This is a genomic window from Caldibacillus thermoamylovorans, from assembly GCF_000751775.1.
GTDB classification, from domain to species: domain Bacteria; phylum Bacillota; class Bacilli; order Bacillales; family Caldibacillaceae; genus Caldifermentibacillus; species Caldifermentibacillus hisashii.
Genome location: NZ_CCRF01000061.1, coordinates 46270 through 69470 on the forward strand (window position 1 = coordinate 46270; position 23201 = coordinate 69470).

27 protein-coding genes and 2 pseudogenes are annotated in these 23201 nt (G+C 37.2%); 5 read left to right on the top strand and 24 right to left on the bottom strand.

The features are described from left to right. Window positions 1-4 precede the first annotated feature (4 nt). The 3 genes from dapF to BT1A1_RS09605 all read right to left on the bottom strand — a co-directional run bounded on the left by dapF (window position 5) and on the right by BT1A1_RS09605 (window position 2498). Entirely contained in the window at window positions 5-1003 is a 999-nt protein-coding gene (dapF, locus tag BT1A1_RS09595) for a diaminopimelate epimerase (protein WP_034770508.1), read from the bottom strand. A 110-nt stretch (window positions 1004-1113) separates the two neighbouring features. Further along, on the bottom strand, window positions 1114-1701 hold the full coding sequence (locus BT1A1_RS09600; RefSeq protein WP_034770513.1) for a peroxiredoxin family protein: 588 nt from the start codon (window positions 1699-1701) through the stop codon (window positions 1114-1116). 95 nt (window positions 1702-1796) lie between these two features. Beyond that, entirely contained in the window at window positions 1797-2498 is a 702-nt protein-coding gene (locus BT1A1_RS09605; RefSeq protein ID WP_034770514.1) for a hypothetical protein, read from the bottom strand. 397 nt (window positions 2499-2895) lie between these two features. Here BT1A1_RS09605 and BT1A1_RS09610 point away from each other — a divergent pair, with 397 nt between their 5' ends. The 3 genes from BT1A1_RS09610 to BT1A1_RS09620 all read left to right on the top strand — a co-directional run bounded on the left by BT1A1_RS09610 (window position 2896) and on the right by BT1A1_RS09620 (window position 4557). Then, entirely contained in the window at window positions 2896-3465 is a 570-nt protein-coding gene (locus BT1A1_RS09610; protein ID WP_034770515.1) for a GNAT family N-acetyltransferase, read from the top strand. 384 nt (window positions 3466-3849) lie between these two features. Next, entirely contained in the window at window positions 3850-4242 is a 393-nt protein-coding gene (locus BT1A1_RS17430) for an Hsp20/alpha crystallin family protein (RefSeq protein ID WP_156103211.1), read from the top strand. A gap of 69 nt (window positions 4243-4311) precedes the next feature. Further along, window positions 4312-4557 carry a hypothetical protein gene (locus BT1A1_RS09620; RefSeq protein ID WP_034770516.1) on the top strand — a complete coding sequence of 82 codons (246 nt, stop codon included), beginning with the start codon at window positions 4312-4314 and terminating at the stop codon, window positions 4555-4557. A gap of 262 nt (window positions 4558-4819) precedes the next feature. Here the strand turns inward: BT1A1_RS09620 and BT1A1_RS09625 are convergent, their stop codons facing one another. The 3 genes from BT1A1_RS09625 to deoD form a co-directional block, all read right to left on the bottom strand. Beyond that, window positions 4820-6307: a lmo1851 family serine protease gene (locus tag BT1A1_RS09625; protein ID WP_311315773.1), complete on the bottom strand. Its 1488-nt coding sequence runs from the start codon at window positions 6305-6307 to the stop codon at window positions 4820-4822. A gap of 79 nt (window positions 6308-6386) precedes the next feature. Then, complete coding sequence (locus BT1A1_RS09630) at window positions 6387-7199, bottom strand: D-Ala-D-Ala carboxypeptidase VanY (protein ID WP_034770517.1); 813 nt, start codon at window positions 7197-7199, stop codon at window positions 6387-6389. A gap of 354 nt (window positions 7200-7553) precedes the next feature. Beyond that, window positions 7554-8258, bottom strand: a complete 705-nt coding sequence (gene deoD / locus BT1A1_RS09635; RefSeq protein WP_034770518.1) for a purine-nucleoside phosphorylase — start codon at window positions 8256-8258, stop codon at window positions 7554-7556. A gap of 158 nt (window positions 8259-8416) precedes the next feature. On the opposite strand from deoD, the gene BT1A1_RS19325 reads away from it, so the two are divergent. Then, entirely contained in the window at window positions 8417-8545 is a 129-nt protein-coding gene (locus BT1A1_RS19325; RefSeq protein WP_095141340.1) for a hypothetical protein, read from the top strand. A 75-nt stretch (window positions 8546-8620) separates the two neighbouring features. Here BT1A1_RS19325 and BT1A1_RS09640 read toward each other — a convergent pair whose 3' ends face one another. The 5 genes from BT1A1_RS09640 to msrA form a co-directional block, all read right to left on the bottom strand. Next, the gene (locus tag BT1A1_RS09640) at window positions 8621-9394 is read right to left on the bottom strand and encodes a sporulation protein (protein WP_034770519.1); all 774 of its coding nucleotides are present in this window, start codon (window positions 9392-9394) and stop codon (window positions 8621-8623) included. Between the two features lie 134 nt (window positions 9395-9528). Beyond that, a complete protein-coding gene (locus BT1A1_RS09645) occupies window positions 9529-10188 on the bottom strand; it encodes a hypothetical protein (RefSeq protein ID WP_034770520.1) in 660 nt (219 codons plus the stop codon). A 207-nt stretch (window positions 10189-10395) separates the two neighbouring features. Next, complete coding sequence (locus BT1A1_RS09650) at window positions 10396-10620, bottom strand: YozE family protein (protein WP_034770521.1); 225 nt, start codon at window positions 10618-10620, stop codon at window positions 10396-10398. A 50-nt stretch (window positions 10621-10670) separates the two neighbouring features. Then, window positions 10671-11102, bottom strand: a complete 432-nt coding sequence (gene msrB, locus BT1A1_RS09655; protein ID WP_034770522.1) for a peptide-methionine (R)-S-oxide reductase MsrB — start codon at window positions 11100-11102, stop codon at window positions 10671-10673. After that, on the bottom strand, window positions 11102-11638 hold the full coding sequence (gene msrA / locus BT1A1_RS09660) for a peptide-methionine (S)-S-oxide reductase MsrA (protein WP_034770523.1): 537 nt from the start codon (window positions 11636-11638) through the stop codon (window positions 11102-11104). Before msrA ends, msrB begins: the two co-directional genes overlap by 1 nt. 228 nt (window positions 11639-11866) lie before the next feature. Between msrA and BT1A1_RS09665 the strand changes: the two genes are divergently transcribed. Further along, window positions 11867-13234, top strand: coding sequence for an RsmF rRNA methyltransferase first C-terminal domain-containing protein (locus BT1A1_RS09665; RefSeq protein WP_034770806.1), 1368 nt, complete (start codon window positions 11867-11869; stop codon window positions 13232-13234). A 34-nt stretch (window positions 13235-13268) separates the two neighbouring features. On the opposite strand, the gene BT1A1_RS09670 is transcribed toward BT1A1_RS09665, so the two are convergent. The 13 genes and pseudogenes from BT1A1_RS09670 to BT1A1_RS19685 form a co-directional block, all read right to left on the bottom strand. Further along, window positions 13269-13850, bottom strand: coding sequence for a YpmS family protein (locus BT1A1_RS09670; protein WP_034770526.1), 582 nt, complete (start codon window positions 13848-13850; stop codon window positions 13269-13271). Window positions 13851-13869: 19 nt separating this feature from the next. Beyond that, a complete protein-coding gene (locus tag BT1A1_RS09675; protein WP_051989090.1) occupies window positions 13870-14682 on the bottom strand; it encodes an SGNH/GDSL hydrolase family protein in 813 nt (270 codons plus the stop codon). A 99-nt stretch (window positions 14683-14781) separates the two neighbouring features. Next, window positions 14782-15333, bottom strand: a complete 552-nt coding sequence (locus tag BT1A1_RS09680; protein ID WP_034770809.1) for an SCO family protein — start codon at window positions 15331-15333, stop codon at window positions 14782-14784. Between the two features lie 200 nt (window positions 15334-15533). Further along, window positions 15534-16385, bottom strand: a complete 852-nt coding sequence (locus BT1A1_RS09685; protein ID WP_156103212.1) for a DegV family protein — start codon at window positions 16383-16385, stop codon at window positions 15534-15536. Between the two features lie 15 nt (window positions 16386-16400). Beyond that, the gene (locus tag BT1A1_RS09690; RefSeq protein ID WP_034770530.1) at window positions 16401-17072 is read right to left on the bottom strand and encodes an SOS response-associated peptidase; all 672 of its coding nucleotides are present in this window, start codon (window positions 17070-17072) and stop codon (window positions 16401-16403) included. Between the two features lie 21 nt (window positions 17073-17093). Continuing rightward, window positions 17094-17579 carry a dihydrofolate reductase gene (locus BT1A1_RS09695; protein ID WP_034770531.1) on the bottom strand — a complete coding sequence of 162 codons (486 nt, stop codon included), beginning with the start codon at window positions 17577-17579 and terminating at the stop codon, window positions 17094-17096. Next, window positions 17576-18370, bottom strand: coding sequence for a thymidylate synthase (locus BT1A1_RS09700; RefSeq protein ID WP_034770532.1), 795 nt, complete (start codon window positions 18368-18370; stop codon window positions 17576-17578). The genes BT1A1_RS09695 and BT1A1_RS09700 overlap by 4 nt, the downstream gene beginning before the upstream one ends. A 16-nt stretch (window positions 18371-18386) precedes the next feature. After that, a complete protein-coding gene (locus BT1A1_RS09705; RefSeq protein WP_034770533.1) occupies window positions 18387-19088 on the bottom strand; it encodes an anthrax toxin lethal factor-related metalloendopeptidase in 702 nt (233 codons plus the stop codon). Window positions 19089-19476: 388 nt separating this feature from the next. After that, entirely contained in the window at window positions 19477-19911 is a 435-nt protein-coding gene (locus tag BT1A1_RS09710; protein ID WP_034770534.1) for a BrxA/BrxB family bacilliredoxin, read from the bottom strand. Between the two features lie 79 nt (window positions 19912-19990). Continuing rightward, window positions 19991-21118: a conserved virulence factor C family protein gene (locus tag BT1A1_RS09715; protein WP_034770535.1), complete on the bottom strand. Its 1128-nt coding sequence runs from the start codon at window positions 21116-21118 to the stop codon at window positions 19991-19993. Window positions 21119-21276: 158 nt separating this feature from the next. Continuing rightward, a complete protein-coding gene (locus BT1A1_RS19675; RefSeq protein WP_419468903.1) occupies window positions 21277-21579 on the bottom strand; it encodes an ABC transporter C-terminal domain-containing protein in 303 nt (100 codons plus the stop codon). Window positions 21580-21768: 189 nt separating this feature from the next. Beyond that, window positions 21769-22149, bottom strand: a pseudogene (locus BT1A1_RS19680) (ATP-binding cassette domain-containing protein); the annotation flags it as partial. 129 nt (window positions 22150-22278) lie between these two features. Beyond that, window positions 22279-23166 (bottom strand): annotated as a pseudogene (locus BT1A1_RS19685) (ABC-F family ATP-binding cassette domain-containing protein); the annotation flags it as partial. Window positions 23167-23201 lie beyond the last annotated feature (35 nt).

Sequence of the window (23201 nt, forward strand, 5' to 3'; positions counted from 1 at the left end):
CTATTTAGATGGATTCTCTACCAAAAATTTCCATCCGTTTTTGTTTCGCTTTTTCTTCTATTTTCCGGTATTGTTCAACTTCATCTTCATATGCTTGTAATTTGGTGAAGTCTATCATGAGATCTCTTGAAAGATCAACCGTTACCTTACCATCAAATTCATAAGTTCCATTGCCAATTAGGTCGATCCATTGTTTGTCGTCTTGCTTATGAACAATGGTCTTGACAAATCCGCCGTTATTGTAAACGATAAGCGGTGTTTCATAGTCGTGGAGTCCGTTCAATATAGCAACCAAGCTCGAAGCTGACATTGCGGTTCCGCAGGCGTTCGTAAAACCGACTCCCCGTTCAAATGTATGAACAAAAATTTCACCCTTTTGAATCGGATAAATGAAACTAACATTAACACCGTCAGGAAAATATTGATTTTCTTTGTTAACAAATGAAGCAATCCGCTCCTGTTCCCCTCCAAGGAGAATCTCTTTCGGAACAATGGAAATGAGATGAGGATTCGGGACGGCAAGCGCAGTAAATGTTAAGTTTTCTGATAAATAGGGCAGTTTTTCATTTATGATCATTGCTTTTTCCGTATTCATCGGTAATGATGCCGGATCAAACAAGATTGGTGAAATTTCAACTTGGTAAAAAGGAAGATCTGCTTGTTCAACATATTTTTTTACATATAAATCTGCTTTTAATGTTTCAACAATCACTTCTTCTTTACCTGTTTGTTCAAGAATATATCTTCCGGCAACACGTAAACCATTGCCGCACATGGATGCCACTGTGCCATCCGAATTATAGATGGACATTGTTCCGTCTGTCCGGCCGCCGACAGTAACAAAAAGAATCCCGTCCGCTCCAATTCCGGTTTTCCGGTCGCATAAAAGAAGAGCCAGCTTCACCTTTTCTTCGTGGCTAAGTTCTCTTTGCATATTTTTTTCATCAATTAAAATAAAATCATTTTTGGAACCGTGCACTTTTTTAAAGGTACATGTAAACATAAAAAAACTCCTTACATTCTATTTCTTTGAATCTATCTTAACAACAGACTGCGTTTTATTCAAATAGAAAAAGGCTGCTTCAACTGTTTTTTTGAAACAACCCATTATGATTAACTCATCTTTGTCAATTCCTCTTTCATATATGCTTCATCCATCGGTCCAAAATAAATGGAGTGGATGATTCCATTCGTATCAATAAAATAACTGGTCGGCAGTCCATATATTTGATAAAGTTTAATAACTTCACCTTCTGTATCTAATGGAATCGGAAACGTCAGCCCAAGTTCTTTAACAAATTCTTCTGCTTTTTCTTTTGTTTCTTTCCCTACAGTTGAATTGACGGCAATTATTTCTACATTGGAATCACTATATTGTTCGTAAACCCTTTCCATTGCAGGCATTTCTTCTCGGCATGGCGGACACCAGGTTGCCCAGAAATTCAAAATTACTTTTTTTCCAGCTAATTCACTCAAACTTATCGTTTCACCGGATAATGTTTGTAATGTAAAATTCGGTGCTTTTGTCCCAACCTTTAACCCCGAAGCAGCATCCCCATATACCGCTTGTGCTTGCGATTGACCGTTTACCAACTGTTCATCCTTTTTAACAACATGCTCTTTTCCATCCTTATGGATAAACAACTCAATGCCGGCAAGAATAACAAGCACAAGCAGAACACCGATAAAAAATTTCTTCATCTTATCACCCTTTGTTTATATATAAGTAAATGCGAAATTGCAATTTACCATATGTATCCTTTGCTAAAAACAGTCTTTTATTCAAAAAATTTAAATTACCTCTCGATGCAGACTAACGCTAACAAAATTGCCGCTTTTTCAGTACTAGTCAGTTTCTCTTGAAAAGTCACAACCGGTGTATTCAACCGAAAAAAGCTGCTCCAATCAAGCGGCAACCATCCTTTTTTGCTTACAGCTAATTGCCTGTACTTATTGTAAAAAACAATTTCCCGGTTCGGCAATCTTTTTATCTTGAATATATTTTGAGGGAAAATAATTTCACCGATGATATTCTTTTTCCCTTTCGGATCGATGTGACCGATAACCTTTCCATCGTTAAAGGTAAATGTAATGGAACGGTCATTTTTCTTTCGAATTTTCATAAACATGACCCGATTGTTTTCAAAATAAACCAAATATGGCCCTTTCAACGTATGCTTCAACTGAATTTTTATATTCGCCGTACCGTCCGGCTGAAAAAAATATGTATAAGAAGATGCCTTTTCAATGAGAAAAACATCAAGTCCGCTCTTACCATAATTATATCCGTTTTTTATGTTAAGACGCACAGATTTTTTAAAATAATATAAATGAATCATATAATAAAAAATACTTAAAGACAATAATAGAAAACAAGATGCTAATGGTTTATTATGTTCAGCTAAAAATATCGAAATGATAATTGAAATCATCGTGAAAAACAGACTAATGTTTAAACTTTGATTTCCTAGTTTATAGTAAAACATTTTGATAGACATATGGCGACCCTTCTCCCTATGAAACCTATTTTCGATAAATTTCACTTTATCTCTTAATAGCAATAAAGGCTAGAAACCAGCCTTATATAAATATTCATATGTTTACAAGGTGATATTCATGAATTAAATACACCAATTATCCATTAATTATTAATAAAATATTTACAAATACTACTTTTCTTTTGTAATAAATTTTTGTATCATACAAATAGATCATAACTATCCTACACAATTGAAAATATATGGGAAGGCAAATGGTGCGCCACCGGATTTTCCGGTTCTAGTGGGTTCGATTCCCACCCCGAAATTTTTTATTAATACTAAAAAAATTTCGAGGTGGGCTTCTTTCTATCTTTCTGAATGATAGAAATCCCCCTCAGTAATTGGAGGGATGAAAATGTTATTAAAAAAGAGAGATTTATCCGACTGTCAAGCATTGTATTCATTGCTGACCCACCCGGATGTCTTCCCGTTTATACGTCATAAACCGAATTCATACGAAGAATTTTTATTTATGACTAAGCAAACCATTGAGGCTGAAGAACGTGGTGAAATGATCTCACGTACGATTGTTGATGAATGGGATCGACCCATTGGCACGATAAACTTATATGATATTGAAAATGGTGCAGGTTTTTTAGGAACGTGGCTCGGCAAACCGTACCATGGAAAGGGATATAATATACTTGCAAAGGAATTGTTTTTTGAAGAATTATTTTTCGTTCAAAATATGGAAACGGTTCTTTTGCGAATTCGACTCGAAAATATCCGCTCACAAAAAGCAGCAGAAAAAATTCCTTATGTCACTCTTGCCAATCAAAGTCGGCCCTCAATTTACAAAGCAATTAACGAAAATCCATCTGGTTACCGATATAATTTATATGAGATAACAAAGGATGCGTACAGCTTATATTATAAAAAGAACAATGCACAAGTTCAGGGACCTATCCACCCATTGGAAGCATAATTTTTTCATTTCTTGTTGTTAAACGTCCATTGATTGGGCGTTTTTTTAGCTAATAGGGTCTCTCTAGAGTGAATTCCCCACCTCAATTGGATGCGGTTGAACAATGATTCTTCGCTTAACGACAAGTCAAGACCGTTTGTGCAAAATCACCAACCCAGTTCCCCAAGCATATTATGTACAAAAGTTTTTATTATTCATTAGGAAAGAATACGGACAACTAGGCGTCACGGGTCGCCTAAAAGCTCGGCAATTGCCTATTTTTTTATCAAACATGCCATACATATAAACAGAGAGGTGTTTTGGATGTGGCCATGGGGTTTCTTCGGATCAAATAAAACTAATTTTGACCCTTTTCAATATTTAAGCGAAGGAGAGTTCCAACAAATGCTTGACCAGTGGATGAAACAGGCTTTCCCTGACTTTATCCAGTCGATGATGAATGATGGAACTACTTTTCACCATAAAAATACGGATGAGGAAAACGAGAACCGAGAAACTTCGACAGTGAAAGAAACTCTATTTGAAACACATGATGACATCTTTATTCGAATACCTATTCAAGATGAAAAGCAAATTGATCGATTAAAGATATATTACAGTTTGAATAAATGTGTCATCGACGGATTAAACGAGGACAGCAGTCCGCACACCATTATCCTCCCTGCAACTGTCAAGAAAAAAGGAGCAAAAGCAATTTATCGCGATCAAATTTTAGAAATTCGTATTCCAAAAAGTATTGAATGGCAAATGAGTGAAATTGATGTTGATAAATTTTAACATCATCCGGAATATAAAATCATTTTTTGGGCAGTTTATGAATAAAAACAATTATGGAGGATGATTTTCATGTCCATTCCCTATCGATGTCCCAACTGTAAAACAAATAAGTCCCGCTTTAATCTGATCAAACAAGTGGCAGAATCAGTCAAATTGGATCCGTCAACGGGATCGGTGGTACAAACATATACGGATGAAAATTTAGATCCTTTCCATATACCTTATCGAGGACCGGAGTATAAAATTCAATGCGGTGTTTGTGGATTAATAGAAGATGAACGGACGTTTGCTAAATTTGGAGAATCTGAGCTGTAGGATATGATCAAGTTGGAAAAACCCTTTCAATTTCAAACACAAGGAAAAATTTTCGACTCGTTTTTTTATATAAAGAAAACTCGGGCGTCCGAGCCTTTAGGCGAAAGCAGAGCCGCAAGAGCACTTATACTTAATTCTTAAAATTTCCAACTACGTCGAATTCGCTTCTTTGCTGGAAATTTATACTTTCTTAACGTACCAAAAAGGGCAGTCTGGAAAGTCGTCTATTGTACTTTCGGCTGCCCCTTTTAGTTTGCCGTGTTTACTTTATTTTTTCGTTTAATATTTCCACTGATTTTGCGATTTGCGGGTCTTCCGCAATTAGTTTATTTCGCAATGCCTCCATAATTTGAACGGTTGTATCACCGGTTACAACCCCTGTTTGTTCCAATCCGTGATCCTTTTGAAATTTGATGACTGCTGCTTCTGTCTCATCATCAAAAGCGCCGTCAATGGTGCCCGGTTGATATCCAAGAGCCTCAAGCATTTTTTCAATGGTTGAAACTTGTTCATTTATACTTTTCTTTTTCAACTCGACTCCGGGATCAACATAAGTTAAATTCGCATATTCCGGCATTTTCACTTCATAATCCGGTACAATTCCTTGCTCATTTATCCACTTTCCGCTTGGTGTTAACCATTTTGCGGTCGTCAATTTCAAGGTGGAGCCGTCATTGTAACTAGCAGCCGTTTGTGCGGTCCCTTTTCCAAAAGTTTTTTCACCGACAATTGGTACCCCTGCTGATTCCTTCAAAGCACCGGCTAATATTTCCGATGCACTCGCACTTCCGCCATCTACAACAGCAACTAGAGGAATATTAAAAGGTTCCTTCTGATTTGACAATTGACGGACTTTTTTACCATCATTTTTTTCCATTTGATAGATGACTTTCCCATTCGGCACAAATAAACTAGAAATTTCAATTGCTTGATCCAGTAAGCCTCCTGGATTTTGTCGTAAGTCTAAAATTAGTCCTTTCATTCCTTGCTTTTTCAACTCATTGATGTGTGATACGAGTTCCGTATAGGTTCGTTCAGAAAACATAGTGATCTGTATTTTTCCAATTTGACCATCCAGCATCTCGCTATAAACCGTTTCGACCGGGATAACGTCACGAGTGATACTCAATTCAATTGGGTCAGTAACCCCCGGACGAGAAATTTTCAAATTGACTTTCGTTCCTTTTTCACCGCGGATTAGGGAAACAGCTTCATTGGAACTCATTCCTTGAATACTTTTTCCATCCACTTCAAGGATGATATCATTAGCCTTAAGTCCTGCTTTTTCTGCCGGTGAACCTTTAATTGGAGCAACAATAACGATATGATCATCCTTTTGTTCGACCTGTGCGCCAATACCTTCAAAAGAGGACGAAATGGTCTCATTGAATTCTTCTGTTTCTGCGGATGTCATATAGTCCGAATAAGGGTCCCCTAGAGATTCCACCATCCCGTTAATGGCCCCTTCTATTAATTTTTTATCATCCACTTTATGAATATAATTGGCTTTGATGCTTTCAAATGTTTCATATAGTTTTGTAAAATCTTTCCGATCCTGAATTTGAATTTTCTCCACTACCTTTTCATCCCCAAAAGAAAGGACAAAAGCGGTCATTCCTGTCGTAAGTATTACGATAAGGAAAATTAGTATAATAAAATGAAATTTCTTTATTTTCATGTATTTATTTGGATCAACAGAATCGGTTTTATTTTCGGTATTTTTCTCTTCTATTTTTTCACCGTTATCCACTCATTCTCACCACTTTCAAAAAAACTAAATAATGAAACTGCAGGTATATTTCAATGCGAAACATTACACGGTTCAATGTCTAAACGGCTTTTGCATTTTGGAAAAATTCTTCCAATGTCCAATCGTTTTCATAAATAATTTTTGCCGTTTCTTCTCCAACATAGCGGAAATGCCAAGGCTCATATTGATATCCGGTGATTGCTTCTTTTCCTTTTGGATAGCGTAAGATAAAACCGAATTTATGAGCATTTTCTCTCAGCCATGTGCCTTCAGGGGTGCTTTCAAAGGACTCTACTAAATCAAGATTTGCACTCTCTGCCGAAATATCCATGGCAAGTCCGGTTTGATGTTCACTTTGTCCAGGTATGGCAACAGCTTCCACTGCTTTTTCTTCACCTTTTGCTTCAACTTCTCTTTGAAAGACTTCCGTTTGTCGCGTATAGGAACGATAACCGGATACAGCATACAAGGAAATTCCTTCAACTTCAGCTTGTTGAAACATTTTTTCCAAAGCACGAGCAGCTTCTTCCTTTAAATAGCTCTTTTCGATATCTAAAAACCGAACATTAGGTCTGACAAGATTAGCCGGAACATAATCTGCCGGTAAGTAAGCGGATTGTTTGTTTACAAGAATTAATAGATTATCCACATTTTGAATGACTTCTTTTCCATCTTGTTCTGCAACGATATTAAAGTACTTCTTATCTAATTTTATTGTGCCATCATTTTCATCAGCGTTTTCCGGTGAATTTGACTGGTCATTTTCGGTTGTTTGTTCATTTGCCTGATGATTGTTGTTACTTTGCTTATTTTCTCCGGTTAAATCATTAAGCGAGCAGCTCGTTAATAGTAATAGCATTCCGGTCAATACGGATATAATAATCGTTCTCATTTATTTTCTCACCTATTTTCCTTTTATTCAACATTTATCATTTTATCACTCTCCTGAAGCCTTGAACAGATAAATTTATTTTACTCATAAATACCAGTATTTCCCAACTTACCGTGTTGCATTTGGTTGCGATGGCTTACGAAAGTGCTCCTTATGTACATATTTTTATTCTTCATCTTTCCTACTAGAAGTAAAACACTATCCGAAATTTATACATGAATATATAAAAAAGGCCGGTTTATGCAATAACCGGTTTCCAAATCAGAACACTATCTATCGATATATTATATCTGATTGAAGTTTCATCTTGAAAACCGACATTACAAAGCCAGCCCGTTTTAGCAAATTAAATAATTATTGAACAGCTGCTTCTAAAGCTACCTCAATCATGTCATTGAAGGTTAGTTGCCTTTCTTCGGCCGATGTGGCTTCACCGGTTAAAATATGATCACTAACCGTCAAAATCGCCAATGCTTTCCGTCCAAATTTTGCAGCCAATGTATAAAGTGCAGCCGCCTCCATTTCAACGGCTAAAATACCATAGTTTGCCCATTTTTCATGTTCAGCATAATCATCGTAAAATAGATCGGCACTGAACACATTCCCAACTTTTAGATGCAAACCTTTTTGGATTCCGGCATCGTAAGCATTTTTCAACAACTCAAAATTGGCTGTTGGGGCATAATCGACCGCACCGCCAAAAATTTTCCGATTGATTTGTGAGTCTGTTGAGGCTGACATGGCTAAAATAACGTCACGAACCTTTACATCTTTTTGAATCGCCCCGCATGTACCAACACGGATTAAATTTTGAACGTTATAGCTTTGCATAAGTTCTGTTATGTAGATTGAGATTGATGGGATACCCATACCCGTTCCTTGTACGGACACTCTTTTTCCTTTATAGGTTCCCGTAAATCCTAGCATATTACGAACTTCATTATAACAGACCGGGTTTTCTAAAAAATTCTCGGCAATATATTTCGCACGTAACGGGTCTCCAGGTAGCAATATTGTTTCAGCAATTTCATTTTCTTTTGCACCAATATGCGTACTCATCTAAAATTCCTCCTTTAATGATCCTATACTATTATTGACACATTCAATATACCATATTAAAAGAGGCAATGTTGAATTTTTTCAATAAAAATTAGGATATTTATGAACAAATCATTCCATCATAAAAGAGAAGGAATTTTTGAAAGGGAGGAATAAACTTGGGTAAAAAGCATCGGAACCGAATTAACCAGCCAAAGAAAAAAAATAACATTTCGGAAGAGGCTTTAATCGCAGAACAGGAAGCACATGGAAAAGATATTTACTCAGCTGAAAAAAGGAAAGGTTAACTGATAAATGATTAAAGTCCTATGCAAGCTGCAACCTTCATAGGACTTTAAGATATTAAAATGGCAAGCAATAAATCAATGGGTGTAACGTGATATAACATCTTGAAGTTTGTGTTTCATGTTGGCTAGATCATTAGATGTAACCGTGAGACGGACTTTCGATTCGTCCATCTCGAGAACCTCGGAAAAAAGAGAAGTCAAACCGCGAGCCTTTCGATCAACTTCCATTAATATGTCAACTTGATGTTCGGACTGATTAAAAAATGTCATTTCCAGTTCATCTAATTTACCACGGAACGGGCCGGAATATGGTACAAATTCAAATTCTTGAATAATTGGTAAACTTGTCCGTAAAAAACGCGGTGCTGCTTCACAATCGACATTTCGAAGTCTGAAACCTATATCATATATCGAATTAATGACAGCTGCCGCTAAATTCCCCGGATCAACTTTAATGTAGTCCTTGTCGGTCGGATCTACGGAACTTTTTATATCTGCACCGGTGGCAACCCATATTTTTGTTTTTCCGTATGTGACAGGTGTATCATAAGGTAATTGAAAAGAAAACGGAATCTCTTTGAGTGCTCCGGGTTTGATGGTGAAAGATTCAGAGATAAAAAAATGTCCGATATTCGCTACATCTGTTACCTTCCGATCGTCCGTTTCCCTGATAAAATTTGTGTATACATTTAAGTATAGGGAATCAATATTTTGTTCGACATTTCCCCCTCTCACTTCGATAATCCCGCTGATCATTTCTCCCGGTTTCAAACGATCCTTTTCTAATTTCGTGTCAATTTGTGCACTACCGATCCCGACACTGGCGAGCATTTTATTGAAAAATGACATCTATAAAACTCCTTCCCAATTGTATTCGCTTATTTATACGAATACTTTGGCCGGAAGTTCCTATTTTTTTATATTATTTTTAAAGTAACAATCAGCAGGAAGAGTCGAAATCCCCCGCTGATTGAAGTTTCACTTTACTCATTGTTTTGAAAACGGTGTTTGGACAATGCTTCCAATTTTTTCAGGATTTCTTTCATCTTTTTTTGATAACCGGACTCACCAAAATTTAAATATAAATATTGATAGTCATTATAAAGATCGAGTAAAGAATCAATATTTTCCATATCCTGTTTACGATTTTGCATTTTTTGCGATGCGATTAATAAAGGGCTTTTTTTACCCTGTTGCTTTTTGGCATTTAATAATTTCTTTGCATTTTCCTCATTTGTTATATAAGTTAACTCATCTTCTCCCGCTTCAACCCAAGCTCCATCATAAAGTCGTGAACATTCATAAATAAAATCTTCCCATGCTGAATCTTTATACCTCCAGATTTCTGCCCGAAAGCCGATTATAACAAATAAATCTTGCCCGTAGCCATTAACCCGAACAATATCTCCAAACTGGAAACGATATTCGATTTGAACATTTTCCTGTTTCTGTAAAATAATGTTTTTCTTATGGTCCTTCCAAGCCAGCAAATTCTTTTCAAAATACAAATCGTGGCTGTCCTTCACTTGATAAAACCATTCTCCACCAATTTGGTAAATTTTGTTGATTTCCGAAACCAAACCGTTTTGATCGATTGCCACACGATCACCTATATGAAACTTTGGTTGCTCATGTTTCGACATTCCCCCTATCCCTCACTCTCTCGCTGTTTCTCTATTATATGCATGGAGGAAACATGATGAAACACGAACGAGATTCGAGTACAATAGGCGATACCACTAAATAATGATAACTTGACTTTTTATGTCCGCTTTTTTGATCAAGCACTGATTGTAAAAAAGGGGATCGGAATTTTGAATCATTTTGACTCAATCCAATCACCCTTCATTTCATTTATCTTCTATTTCTTTATATAACTCCCAAGCCCGATCAAAAGTAGTCATTGATGGTAAATAGTCACCGTTCATTTCCAAATAGCGACTCAACTCATCATAGTCGGTTGAACTTTTCGGAAAACCGTGATCAAGAAATGCATCATTTGCAAATTTTGCCATTTCATCCTTTGCCCCGGCATTACGATATCTCATTAAAAAATGATAAAAAGATTTTGCCATTTGCCTTTCCTTCCTAAAGTTTGTCTTTCTAACCAACATGATTTTTTCAGTCAATCAAACAATTTTTTATATTGTCCGTATCCTTCCTTTTCCAAATCTTTCTTTGGAATAAATCGTAAGGCAGCCGAATTAATACAATAACGTAATCCGGTTGGTCCCGGTCCGTCCGGAAATACATGTCCTAAATGGGCATCACTCGTCTTCCCTCGAACTTCTGTGCGAATCATCTGATGGCTCGTATCCATCTTTTCCATCATTTCTTCATCATCAATCGGTTTTGTGAAACTCGGCCAACCGCATCCGGCATCATATTTATCTTTTGAACTGAAAAGCGGTTTTCCGGAAATAATATCAACATAAATTCCTTCTTCAAAGTGGTCCCAATATTCATTATGATATGGCGGCTCCGTTCCGTTGTTCTGGGTTACCTCATATGCAAGCGGCGAAAGTTTTTTCTTTAATTCATCCTTTGATGATGGCATTATTTATCCCTCCAATGTTTTTCGATAAATGTCGCTCTTCCCGAACCAATAAAATATCGCTTGTAATGCTCAGGATTTTTTTTGTAATAGTCCTGATGGTATTCCTCTGCTTCAAAAAAATCGTTTGCAGGTAATATTTTTGTGGCAATTGGTTTATGAAAGCGTCCACTTTTCTCTAGCGCTTGCTTTGATTGTTCAGCTTTTTGCTTTTGTTCATCATTCAAATAAAAGATTGCGGTCTGGTAGGATTGCCCCCGATCATAAAACTGACCGCCGGGATCAGTCGGATCAATTTGTTGCCAAAAAATATCAAGTAATTGCTCATAAGATATGATGGACGGATCATAAGTAATTTGGACCGCTTCATAATGACCCGTTGTCCCTAGACAAACTTCTTCATATGTCGGGTTTGGAAGAACTCCTCCCGTATATCCGGATACCACTTTCTTAATACCCGGCCATTGGTCAAAAGGTTTTACCATACACCAAAAGCAACCCCCTGCAAAAATTGCCTGCTCATATTTATTACTTGTCATTTTACCACCCCTCACTCGTGCTTTTTGGTTCTTTATATTTTAGCAAAAATGACTTAAACGTGTAAAAACATTCGATTGATTGCATGTGTAACGTATTTATTGTTCCTTTGCCATGCTGTAAAAATTGCCATCAATAGCGAAAATGTTATTTCCCTTCCTTAATTTATTTTGTTAATATATCTTTAGATTACTCGTCCTGATGGTTTGAAAGGAGAAACAATATTGTCAATTCAATTACCCGAAGCTTTTATTACAAAAATGAAAAATTTACTTAAAGAAGAAACTGCAATGTTTTTAAAAACCTATCAAGATGAACGGACAGCAGGCTTACGACTAAATCCGCTAAAAATTACGAATGAAAAGTGGGAAAGCATCAGCCCATTTCCGATTGAAAAAATCCCCTTTACCGATTACGGATATTATTATCATTACCAACAAGATGAACCCGGAAAACATCCGTACCATAGAGCCGGACTTTATTATATTCAAGAACCTAGTGCCATGTCTGTAGCTCGATTGCTTGATGCTAAACCAACTGACAAAGTGTTGGATTTATGTGCAGCACCAGGCGGGAAATCAACCCAAATCGGCTGTGCCATGGAAAGTAGAGGTTTACTCATTTCAAATGAGATCCATCCGAAACGGGCAAAAGCACTTTCCGAAAATATTGAACGGTTTGGGCTAACGAATACAGTCGTCACAAATGAAACACCGGAGCGACTTTCGCAACATTTTCCGTTTTATTTTGACAAAATTCTACTTGATGCTCCGTGCTCGGGAGAAGGTATGTTTCGAAAAGATGAGGAAGCAAGGCAATATTGGAGCCAGGAGCATGTAGAACTTTGCCGGGAAAGACAGCTGGAGATTCTTGACTCCGCCTATCAAATGTTAAAGGAAAACGGAATTCTCGTATATTCAACCTGTACGTTCTCACCCGAAGAAAATGAACAAGTCATTGAAACATTTCTTAACAAATATCCGGACATGGAATTGTTAACAATCGAAAAACGAAATGGGATCGAAGGCGGCCGCCCTGAATGGACAAAATACCGGTTATCGGAAGTGGAAAAATGCGCCAGACTTTGGCCGCATAAATTAAAGGGAGAAGGTCATTTTGCGGCCAAGCTCATAAAAACTTCCACAACCCCGGAAAGTCCGACCAAGCCATTCAAATCGAAGAAAAAGCAAGATTGGCAAGACTATTGTTTATTTGAAAAGGAATATTTGCAACAGGTGAACTGGAAAAATTTACACGTATTAGGGTCTGTCATTCATTCGCTTCCCGATGAATGTCCGGATTTAAGCGGGTTAAGAGTCATACGTGCCGGCCTCCACCTGGGAGAATTAAAGAAAAACCGATTTGAGCCAAACCATGCCCTCGCCCTTGCATTAATGAAAAATCAATGCCGGCAAACAATCGATTTGTCTTTAGAAGGCGAGGATTGGCAACGATATTTAAAAGGCGAAACTTTGAAAGGAACGGGACAATATAAAGGATGGGTACTGATGACGATTAACGGTTTTCCGCTCGGTTGGGGAAAAGAATCGAATGGAATTATCAAAAACCTTTATCCCAAAGGGTTACGGATTATGTAAGAATAGTAGAAAAGCGCAGAAGGCTGCGCTTTTCTTAATAAACAAGCAATGAAAATGAAATATCATCATTTTTCAGGTCAAAGGTATTGGCATGAATGTGTAATTGATTTTTCAATTTGATATCCGTTAAATGGATGTAAATAATTTTTTCATTAGGGAAAATTTCCACCCATTTTGGGAAGTGATAATTATTTTTGATAAAATTCATCACATATCTTGACGGCAATTGTAATTTCCCGATATGGATCGTATTTTGCGATAAAATCAAATCACCATTTTCCAGTGCTTTTGGTTCGAAGGTTAATTTCATTTCAACATTCTGGTCAAAAACCGGTAACGTTCCATATAACTCCACTTCATCATTTAAATACACTTTATAATCAATCGGACTATCCGCATTCTCTTTTTCAATGAAGTCGTTAATCAAAATATTTAAGTCCTGTTTGTTTGCCGTAACCGTTAGACTTGCCTGACTTTTTTTAGACACTCCATTCTCACCGGTAAGTGAATCACCGCCTGCCGGAAGAAAAACCATCGTGAAAAGGAAAACAATGATTACGATATTTATAATAAGCAACGTAAAAAAGGCTGTTTTCCACGTAAACTTTTTACTCATCGATAACCTCTCTTTTCTATCAATCCCATTTTTTTATACCTTGATTTTTCAATATAGCTGAAAATACTTCTTTGCTAATCCGTTCATACCCCTTATTGTTCGGATGGAAATGATCCTCATACAATAAATTTTCATCCGGATTAGTGAAAATAGGTGATACATTGACAAAAATCGCATGATCATATTGCTCAACAACTTCCCGGGCAGCTGTATTCCAGTCTTCCATAATGGCATCAAATTCTTTAATCTCTTGAAACCATTCCGAAAATGGATTATATAACCCGATCAAAACAATAATCGCATCCGGATTAGCGGTCGTAATTTCCGATAATATTGAATTTAACCGTTTTTCATAACCGACTAATTCTGTTTCAAATTGATTTATTTGTAAATTCGAAATATGATTGCTGACAATTTTCATAATATCATTTCCACCAATGGTAATTAATACCATATCTGCCTTGTTAATTGACTCCTTAACTTCATTCGTTTTGAGCCGTTCCAATAACTGGTCTGAGCGCTGACCTTTAATACCAAGATTGGTAACTTGCACATCTTTAACCCCTTTTAATGTTACCAAGTCTTCCTGTAAATATTTTAAATACCCACCCTGATTTGTCGTATCGCCAACCCCTTGAGTCAGTGAATCGCCAATTGCCGTAACGTGCATGGTTGAAGGGATAAAATCAACGGGCAATTTCGTTTTTTTATTGTCGGAATAGATTTCCCTGAGCGGTTGAGTTGATACAGAATTTGCTTGAGTGGAAAAAATGAAATAACCAAAAGTGGAAATCAAAACGACAGCAAATATTGTGAAGGTGATTTTTTTCAATCTTTTCACCTACTTATAATAGTTTAATAAAATTGTATTTTTATTATATCATATTCATATTGGAAAAAAGAACATGCAGCAAGATGATGCCGCATGCAATTAATCACTTTGTTTTAATAAAATTTGAATATCGGATAACAATTCCTCATATGGAACATCCAAGGCCGAATAATATTTTACAATAATACCATCTTGGTTGACTAAAAACAAGTCCGTTCCGTGAATCACTTGATCATCATCTTCCGGTTTATATACCTGGAATTTAAAGTTCTCTTTAGCAAATTGTTCAATATGTTTTTGTACATAGCCGGTAAGAAAATGCCAATTATGTAAATCCTCGGTAAAATGACTTGCAAACGCTTTTAATATATCGGGTGTATCCACTTCCGGATCGACACTGAAAGAAACCAATTCGACTTTATCCAAACCTTCTTCTTCAAGCATTCTCTGAATACGAGCCATATTTGCCGTAATTGGCGGACAAACGGTTTCGCAGTTTGTGAAAATAAAATTAGCTACCCAGACCTTTCCTTTTAAATCCGCTAAACCAAACGGCTCACCATTCTGATCTGTATACTCAAAGTCTTCAATCGGCCATTCGACACCGTTTTTAATTGTTGCAGAACTACAGCCATTTAAAATAATTAGCATAAAAGCCAACAATGCCAGAATACGATTTGTCCTCACATGATCCCCCCCTGTCCTTGGCAACATTGTAGCAAACCAGAAAATTAAACGAAAATATAATGACTTTTATAAATAAAATATATTTTTTACATAATAATACCAAAAAACATTAAAAAACCAGCTTAAAAGATTTAAGCCGGTTTCCTTTTATAAAACAAATGCCTTTATTCGGCAAAATATGTGAAACCGATCGCGCCAGATCCGGTATGCGTACTGATGATCGGAGTCGTTTCCACAATTTTTATCTCCAGATTTTCATAGAGCTCATGAAGTTTTTCTTTTAACCTGGTCGCCAGTTCCATTCCATCAGCATGAGCGAGACCGATACCTTTAATAGTTTTCCCGTCTACATCTTCCTTGAAATTTTTCACTAAATGCTTAATAACTTGACTGTAATTACGGACATTTGCCATTGGGGAGTACATTCCATCTTTAAGTATTGCAATTGGCTTAATATGTAAAAGAGAACCTATTAAAGCTCTTCCTTTTCCGATTCGCCCACCTTTAATTAGATTTTCTAACGTATCCACAACGACAAATAACCTCGTATGATGACGAACTTCTTCTATTCGATGCAAAATTTCTTTAATCGATTTTCCTAAATTAGCCAATTTACTAGCTTCAATTACTTGAAAGGCAAGTCCTCTGGAAATATACAATGAATCAACAACTGTTACTTTCCCGTCAAATTGGTGTGCCGCCGACTGAGCCGTTTGAACTGTTCCACTTAACGGACCAGCACAATGAATTGAAAGTACTTCACTCCCATCCGCAGTCAGGCGTTCATATAATTCCGTAAAAGTACCGAATGAAGGTTGAGATGTTTTTGGCAACTCTTCTGATTTTCTCATTTCCCTCATAAATTCTGACGGCGTTATATCTACTCGATCCAAGTAAGTTTTTCCGTTTAAATCAATTTTTAACGGTATAATATGAATTCCATACTGCTGGGCTTCTTCAAATGATAAATCTGCTGTAGAATCTGTAACGATTTTAGTAGACATTAAAATCCACATCCTTCTGACAATAATTTAACTAAATAACGGTCGAATACATTCCTCTCCATTATTTTTAGGAGAGTTTACAAGACTTGAGACAACATATAATTTTTGGTTTTCCATCGGATAGGGCTTAAGAAGTTCCTTTGCTTTTGCATAAGGATATTCCTTTGTATTTAGCCAAGTTTCCCATGCCTCTTCATTATCCAACATAACCGGCATTCGTTCATGAATATTTCGTACCTTTTCATTGGCGCTTGTTGTCAGAATAACACAAGTGAATAATTCCGTATCGCCTTCCTGATTACGATCCCAAAGAGCGGCAAAGGCAAACGGTTTTCCATCATCTTTCATGATCCGGTACGGGGTTTTCTTGCCATTTTCCACTTTCCACTCATAAAAACTATCGGCAAAAATAACACAGCGATGTTTTTCTACTAAATGTTTGAAACTTGATTTATCAGTTAACGATTCAGAACGGGCATTAATCAATGGTTTCCACTGCTTCGGTTGTTTCACCCAATATGGAACCAATCCCCATTTCATATAACCCGCCCTTCTTTCACCGTTATGAGCAATAGCAGTCAAAACTAGTTGGGAAGGGGCAATATTGAAACTCGGCGAAAAGTGGTCCGGTATGAACTGTAACTGAAAATAGTCAACTACATCTTGCAGATCAACAGTTAAGGTAAATCTGCCACACATATTTCGCACCTCTTCCATGGGTTAACGTTTTTTATAAAGCAAATATTCATAATCATAGGGATTTTTTTCGTCTCTTCTCCCTTTTTCCTTAGAAACCAATTGAAAGTGAGACCAATCCAGTTCCGGAAAATAAACATCCCCGGAAAACTCTTGATTGATTTTTGTCACATATAATTTTTCAACAAAAGGAAGGAAAATGCGAAACATATCAGCACCACCGATGATAAACACTTCGCCATCTTTATTCCGACAATAATCAAGCAAATCTTCCAGTGTGTGAAAAACGGTACAACCTTCAAAAGATATATTCTTATTTCTTGTCAATATAATATTTTCACGACCGGGGAGCGGATGACCGATGGATTGGAAAGTTTTTCGCCCCATGACGATGGGATGACCCATTGTTATTTTTTTAAATCTTTTCAAATCATCCGGTAAATGCCACGGAATTTCGTTGTTGTTTCCGATTAACCCGTTTTGATCCATTGCAACGATAAATGATATCATACACTTACGACTCCTTTGATCGGCGGGTGTGGATGATAGTTTTCCAGTGAAAAGTCTTCATATTTAAAATCAAATATATTTTTGACATTCGGATTTAATTTCATCGTCGGCAGTTTCCGGGGCTCTCTCGTTAATTGCAATTTTACTTGTTCGATATGATTTAAATAAATATGGACATCACCAAATGTATGAATAAATTCCCCGGGCTCTAGGTCACATACCTGGGCGATCATCATCGTGAGCAATGAATATGAAGCAATATTAAACGGAACACCTAAAAACAAGTCACCGGATCGTTGATATAGTTGACAGAACAGTTTGCCATCGACAACGTAAAATTGAAACAAAGTATGACATGGGGGCAGTGCCATCTTATCCAAGTCACCGACATTCCATGCACTAATGATGAGGCGTCTGGAATTCGGATTCGTCTTTATTTGTTCAATGACTTCCTTTAATTGATCATGGGTTCTGCCGTCTGCCCCTGTCCATGACCGCCATTGGTGACCGTAAATCGGACCGAGATTGCCATCTTCATCTGCCCATTCATTCCAAATACGAACCCCGTTTTCTTGTAAATATTTTACATTCGTATTACCTTGAATAAACCATAATAATTCATGAATGACCGATTTTAAATGGACTTTTTTTGTCGTAAGTAACGGAAAACCTTCTTGAAGATTAAACCGCATTTGATAGCCAAATGTACTAATGGTTCCGGTACCTGTACGGTCTTCCTTTTTTACACCATTTTCAAGCACATGTCTACATAAATCCAGATATTTTTTCATCATAAACCACCTTTATTTATTGCAATTTCTTGATAAACGTATATGTTTTTGGGGCGTGCTCTTTTAAATAATGATTTGTATCACTATTCGCATAAAAGTAAGCAAAGACCTCAGCGAAATATTCTTCCGGATATAACAAATAATAATTATTATTCCCGAATAATTGTTTAGCTTCAAGTTTCCAAATCGATTGAAAATAGATTTGATCGCGAATCCCCTTAAAAACGATTCGGTCAATGGAATGAGCCAACTCATGCAATTCCAAATTTACTGAACCATGTCCTTCTCCTTTATCACTGGCACCGATTTTCACAAATACGATCCTGCCTCCACCTGCACCGGGGACATTATCCCAAGTTACCGTTGTATCTGCATAGCCTCTGGGTGTTATTCCTGTCAACGAACGGGTACTTGGAAAATCCGTCAAATGGCCGTTAAATAAACGAATTTTAATATGTTGATCATATATTTTTTCCAAGAGCAATATGGGCAGTGAATCAATTCGGTTAACCATCTGTGCTGCTGCTTCTTCATCAAATGAATTATTCGGTAATAATATTATGGACGGAGTAATCTCTGAAGCTCGTAAATTCAAATGTTGGTTGAAATGTGTATTTTCAATATCTTTTAAAAATAAAAAATCAAACGTTGTAGTTGAGCCTTGAATAAAAATCACGATCAGCACCGTAATCATAAGGGATAATTTCTGTCGTTTCATGCTGCATTCCACCCTTAACAAGTAGGCTATTTACATAAACTTTGTTGCCATAGATACCGACTCATATGTTTCCTATGAAGTTAACACGCAATGGGCAGCAGATTTCCTCTCTATTTGTAAAAGCATATATCCGTTTCCGAGAATATTGATAAAAAACTCTCTTAATCTATCATATTATAACTTGGTAAATATGGCTATAGCTTTCTATCCATCTTTGAAAAAAGCACATACCAATAAAGTATGTGCAAATATGGCGATAGCGCTATCCATCCTTGAGAAAAGTACAATACCTTTAACATATGTGGAATTTCGCATCATTTGACTTAAGAAGGAGGTACTCAGGCGCTGTGAAACCGGCAGAGTACCTTCTCGAATGGGCAAACTTTCATTAACAGTGATCAGCAAAGGCAGTTAGTAATTTGTCAACAACTTCTTCAACAGCATGACCTTCAATCTCATGACGGGGGATAAAATGGACGACAGTTTTTCCCTTCAAAAGTGCCATTGAAGGTGAAGATGGTTCAATACCGATAAAATATTCCCGCATTTTTGCTGTAGCTTCTTTATCTTGCCCGGCAAATACCGTAACGAGATGATCAGGTTTTTTTTCAGTATGTTGAATTGCATAAGTAACTGCCGGACGGGCTAGTCCGCCTGCACAGCCGCATACTGAATTAACGACAACAAGCGTCGTTCCGCTGACACCTTCCATAAACGTCTCTACTTCTTCAGCGGTTTTTAATTCTTTAAAGCCGACTCCTACTAATTCTTCACGCATCGGCTTAACAAGTTCACGCATATATTCTTCATATGCCATTGACATAATTTATCCTCCTCGTACAATTTGTTTTAGCGTTAAGTGTATAATATTTTACATTTCATTTTATTAAAAAGCAAAAGCTCTAACTATTCGGTTGTTTTCTTGCCTCGGTCATTTGTTTCCAAACCGATCCCCTTGCATTCTCTCCGCCTTCAATTCGTTCAATGGCCATCTTTATTTGTAAGGCCACTTCAAACTCAGGGTCATTCTCGGCTTCTTTTAATGCGGGCAAAGCTTTTTCATCTCCTGTTTCATATAAAAACATGGCAGCGCGCCAACGGACAATTTTACTCTTGTCTTTCAAAGCATGGATCATTTCTCCTTGAGCTTCCGGGAATCCGAGATCACTTAAACAATCACCGGCTGTTCGTCTTACCGTAACTGTCTTATCTCTTAATCCTTGATAAATATAGGGCAGCACTTTCTTATCCTTTATCATACCAAGGTATACAACAGCAAGTCTTCTAATAGACGGTTTCTCGTCATGCAACGCTTTTTCGAGGACAGGTAAATCAGCAAGTGTCGGCTCTTCCATTTGTTCTAAAAGTTGATAACGTCTTTTCCAATCAGGATGATCTAAATCTTGTCGTGTCAATTTCCGATATTTTTTCTGAACAACGGACCGTTCGGGTTGTTTTGCCGACTCGACAAGTGCGGCCAAACGTTCTGAAGGATAAGATGCAACAACCTCATCTAAAATTGTTTGACCGATTTCATCAAAGTCGCCATAACGAACCCCGTGATCCACCCATTTTCTAAGAAAAACAATATTATCTTCCGGCAATTGGGCTTTTGTAATTGCCCGGACAAACTCTTCAGGCAAGGCCACACGTTTTTCTGTTTGCCCGTCAGTCAATTTTATTTGCATTGGAATCCCCTTGAACATCTGCAAAAAAACTTGAACTTCCCCATAATGTTCATCGGGGCCAATAAAGTTTTCTTTTTCGGTTGCTTCTTCACCGAGCGATATACGAACCAAGGGTAATATTTGTTTCCAATCCGCTTTCGGATGCCTTTCAACTGCCAAAAAATCTGCCACATGGTAAACTCCTTTAACACCTTCAATTTCCAAAATGGCCCGAATTTCCTTTGGTGCTTCATTTCGCATCTCTTCACGGTAATTATTTCGTGCTCCTTTTGGCAATTCTTCATTAAGAATTATTTTCATCGTATGTGGACTGGGTGTTGGTTCAATTGCTTTTATTTTCATACACATTCACCTCTCCTTCTGCCATCTTTTTATTATCTTAATACGGAAAGTTGTCGTAACGCAAAATATTCGACTTTTCTATAAAAAGCACTAGACATGAATCAATTGAAAACTTTCGACCAGTTCCCTACAAGTTATGTCAAGACGCCGGTCGTTTTCTATCCTTCCGCACGTTCAGCTAAATAGGCCCATCGTTCGATTAAATATTCAAGTTCATTGTTCCACTTCTCTTCTTCTATCATCAGCTCTTGCAACAAAGAAAAATCACTGCCGGAACTTTCCATCTCCTTTTTAATTTGTGCCAACTTTTTTTCTGCTGCAGCAATTTTTCCATCAATTTCTTCCCATTCTTTTTTCTCTGCAAACGTCAATTTCTTTTTTATCGGTTGATTTTCTTGCGGATTTTGCTTTTTGGGTGAGACCGGTTTTTTAACATTTTTTTCCTGCTGACCGGCAATCATTTGTAAGTATTCGGTGTAACTGCCAATGTATTTATCAATTACTCCATTACCTTGAAAAATTAACAGCTCATCACAAACTTTATCGAGAAAATACCGGTCATGAGAGACAGTAATGACCACACCTGAAAAATCTTCCAAAAATTGTTCCAGAACCGTTAACGTTTCCGTGTCAAGATCATTTGTCGGCTCATCCAACAGAAGTACATTTGGTTCTTCCATTAACAACTTTAATAAATACAATCGTCTCCGTTCACCACCGGACAACTTGCGAATGACCGTCCCGTGGGTATGCATCGGAAATAAAAACCGTTCCAACATTTGTGCGGCGGATATTGTTTGACCTTCTTTCGTATGAATAACATCGCCCGTTTCACGAATATATTCAATCATCCGGCGATTGACATCCATATCAACTGATTCTTGAGTATAATAGGCAAGTTTAACCGTCTGACCGATTGTTATTGTTCCTTGATCCAGCGGCTCTTTTCCGGCAATTATATTTAATAAAGTTGATTTTCCGCTTCCGTTTTGTCCGACAATGCCGATACGGTCTCCCGGTTTTACCAACATATCAAATCCTGCTAATATCGTTTTCTGGCCGAATGTTTTATATGCTTCTTTTATTTCAATAACATCTTTGCCCAGTCTTGTACCGCTAAAAGCAATATCGATATTTTGCATATCTCCCTTTTTACGTATATCTTCTTCCAGTTTTTCAAATCGCTGAATCCGTGCTTTTTGTTTTGTCGATCGGGCTTGTGCACCACGCCTGATCCAAGTAAGTTCCTTCCGATATAAATTCTCCGCCTTTTCTCGTTGGCGCACAGATTCCACCTGGCGAACTGCTTTTGCCTCAAGATAATTTGCATAATTGCCCTTATATACATATAAAGAGCCTTGATAAAGTTCAAAAATACGATTAGAAACGGCATCAAGAAAATACCGATCATGGGTAACAAACAGGATCGAAGCCGGATGCTTTGCTAATTCATCTTGAAGCCATTCGATCATCTCGTAATCAAGATGGTTTGTCGGTTCATCCAGTAAAAGAAGATCGGCTTGGTCCATCAAAACCTCAGCTAAAGCAACTCGCTTTTTTTGTCCCCCGGATAGATTCCTAATTTTTTCATTAAAATCGGTCAGTCCAAGCTTTGTAAGCATCGTTTTTGCCCGAGAGCTGACATCCCATCCGCCAAGCTCATCCATTTTCTTTTGCAAGTCGAATAATCGGTTCAATAGTTTTTCATTATCAGGATCATTATTCAACTGTGTTATTACCGTTTCGTATGCCCGAATGGTTTGATTGATTTTTGTATCACGAGCTAAAATTTGTTCCAAAACGGTCAGTTCATTATTTAAAATCGGATCCTGAAGCAAGATAGAAATGGAATAATCATTCGGTTTTGTAAATTCACCTTGATCCAAATCATCTATGCCGGCGATTATTTTAAGGAGGGTTGATTTACCTGTTCCGTTCACACCGATTAAACCAATTCGTTCCTTTTCACCAATGGAAAACGAAATATCTTTAAAGATTTGCTTTTCACCGATTGTTTTTCCTAATTGATTTGCAGTCAAAATACGCATGTTTCACCATTCCACTCATAAAAATTACTGTAACC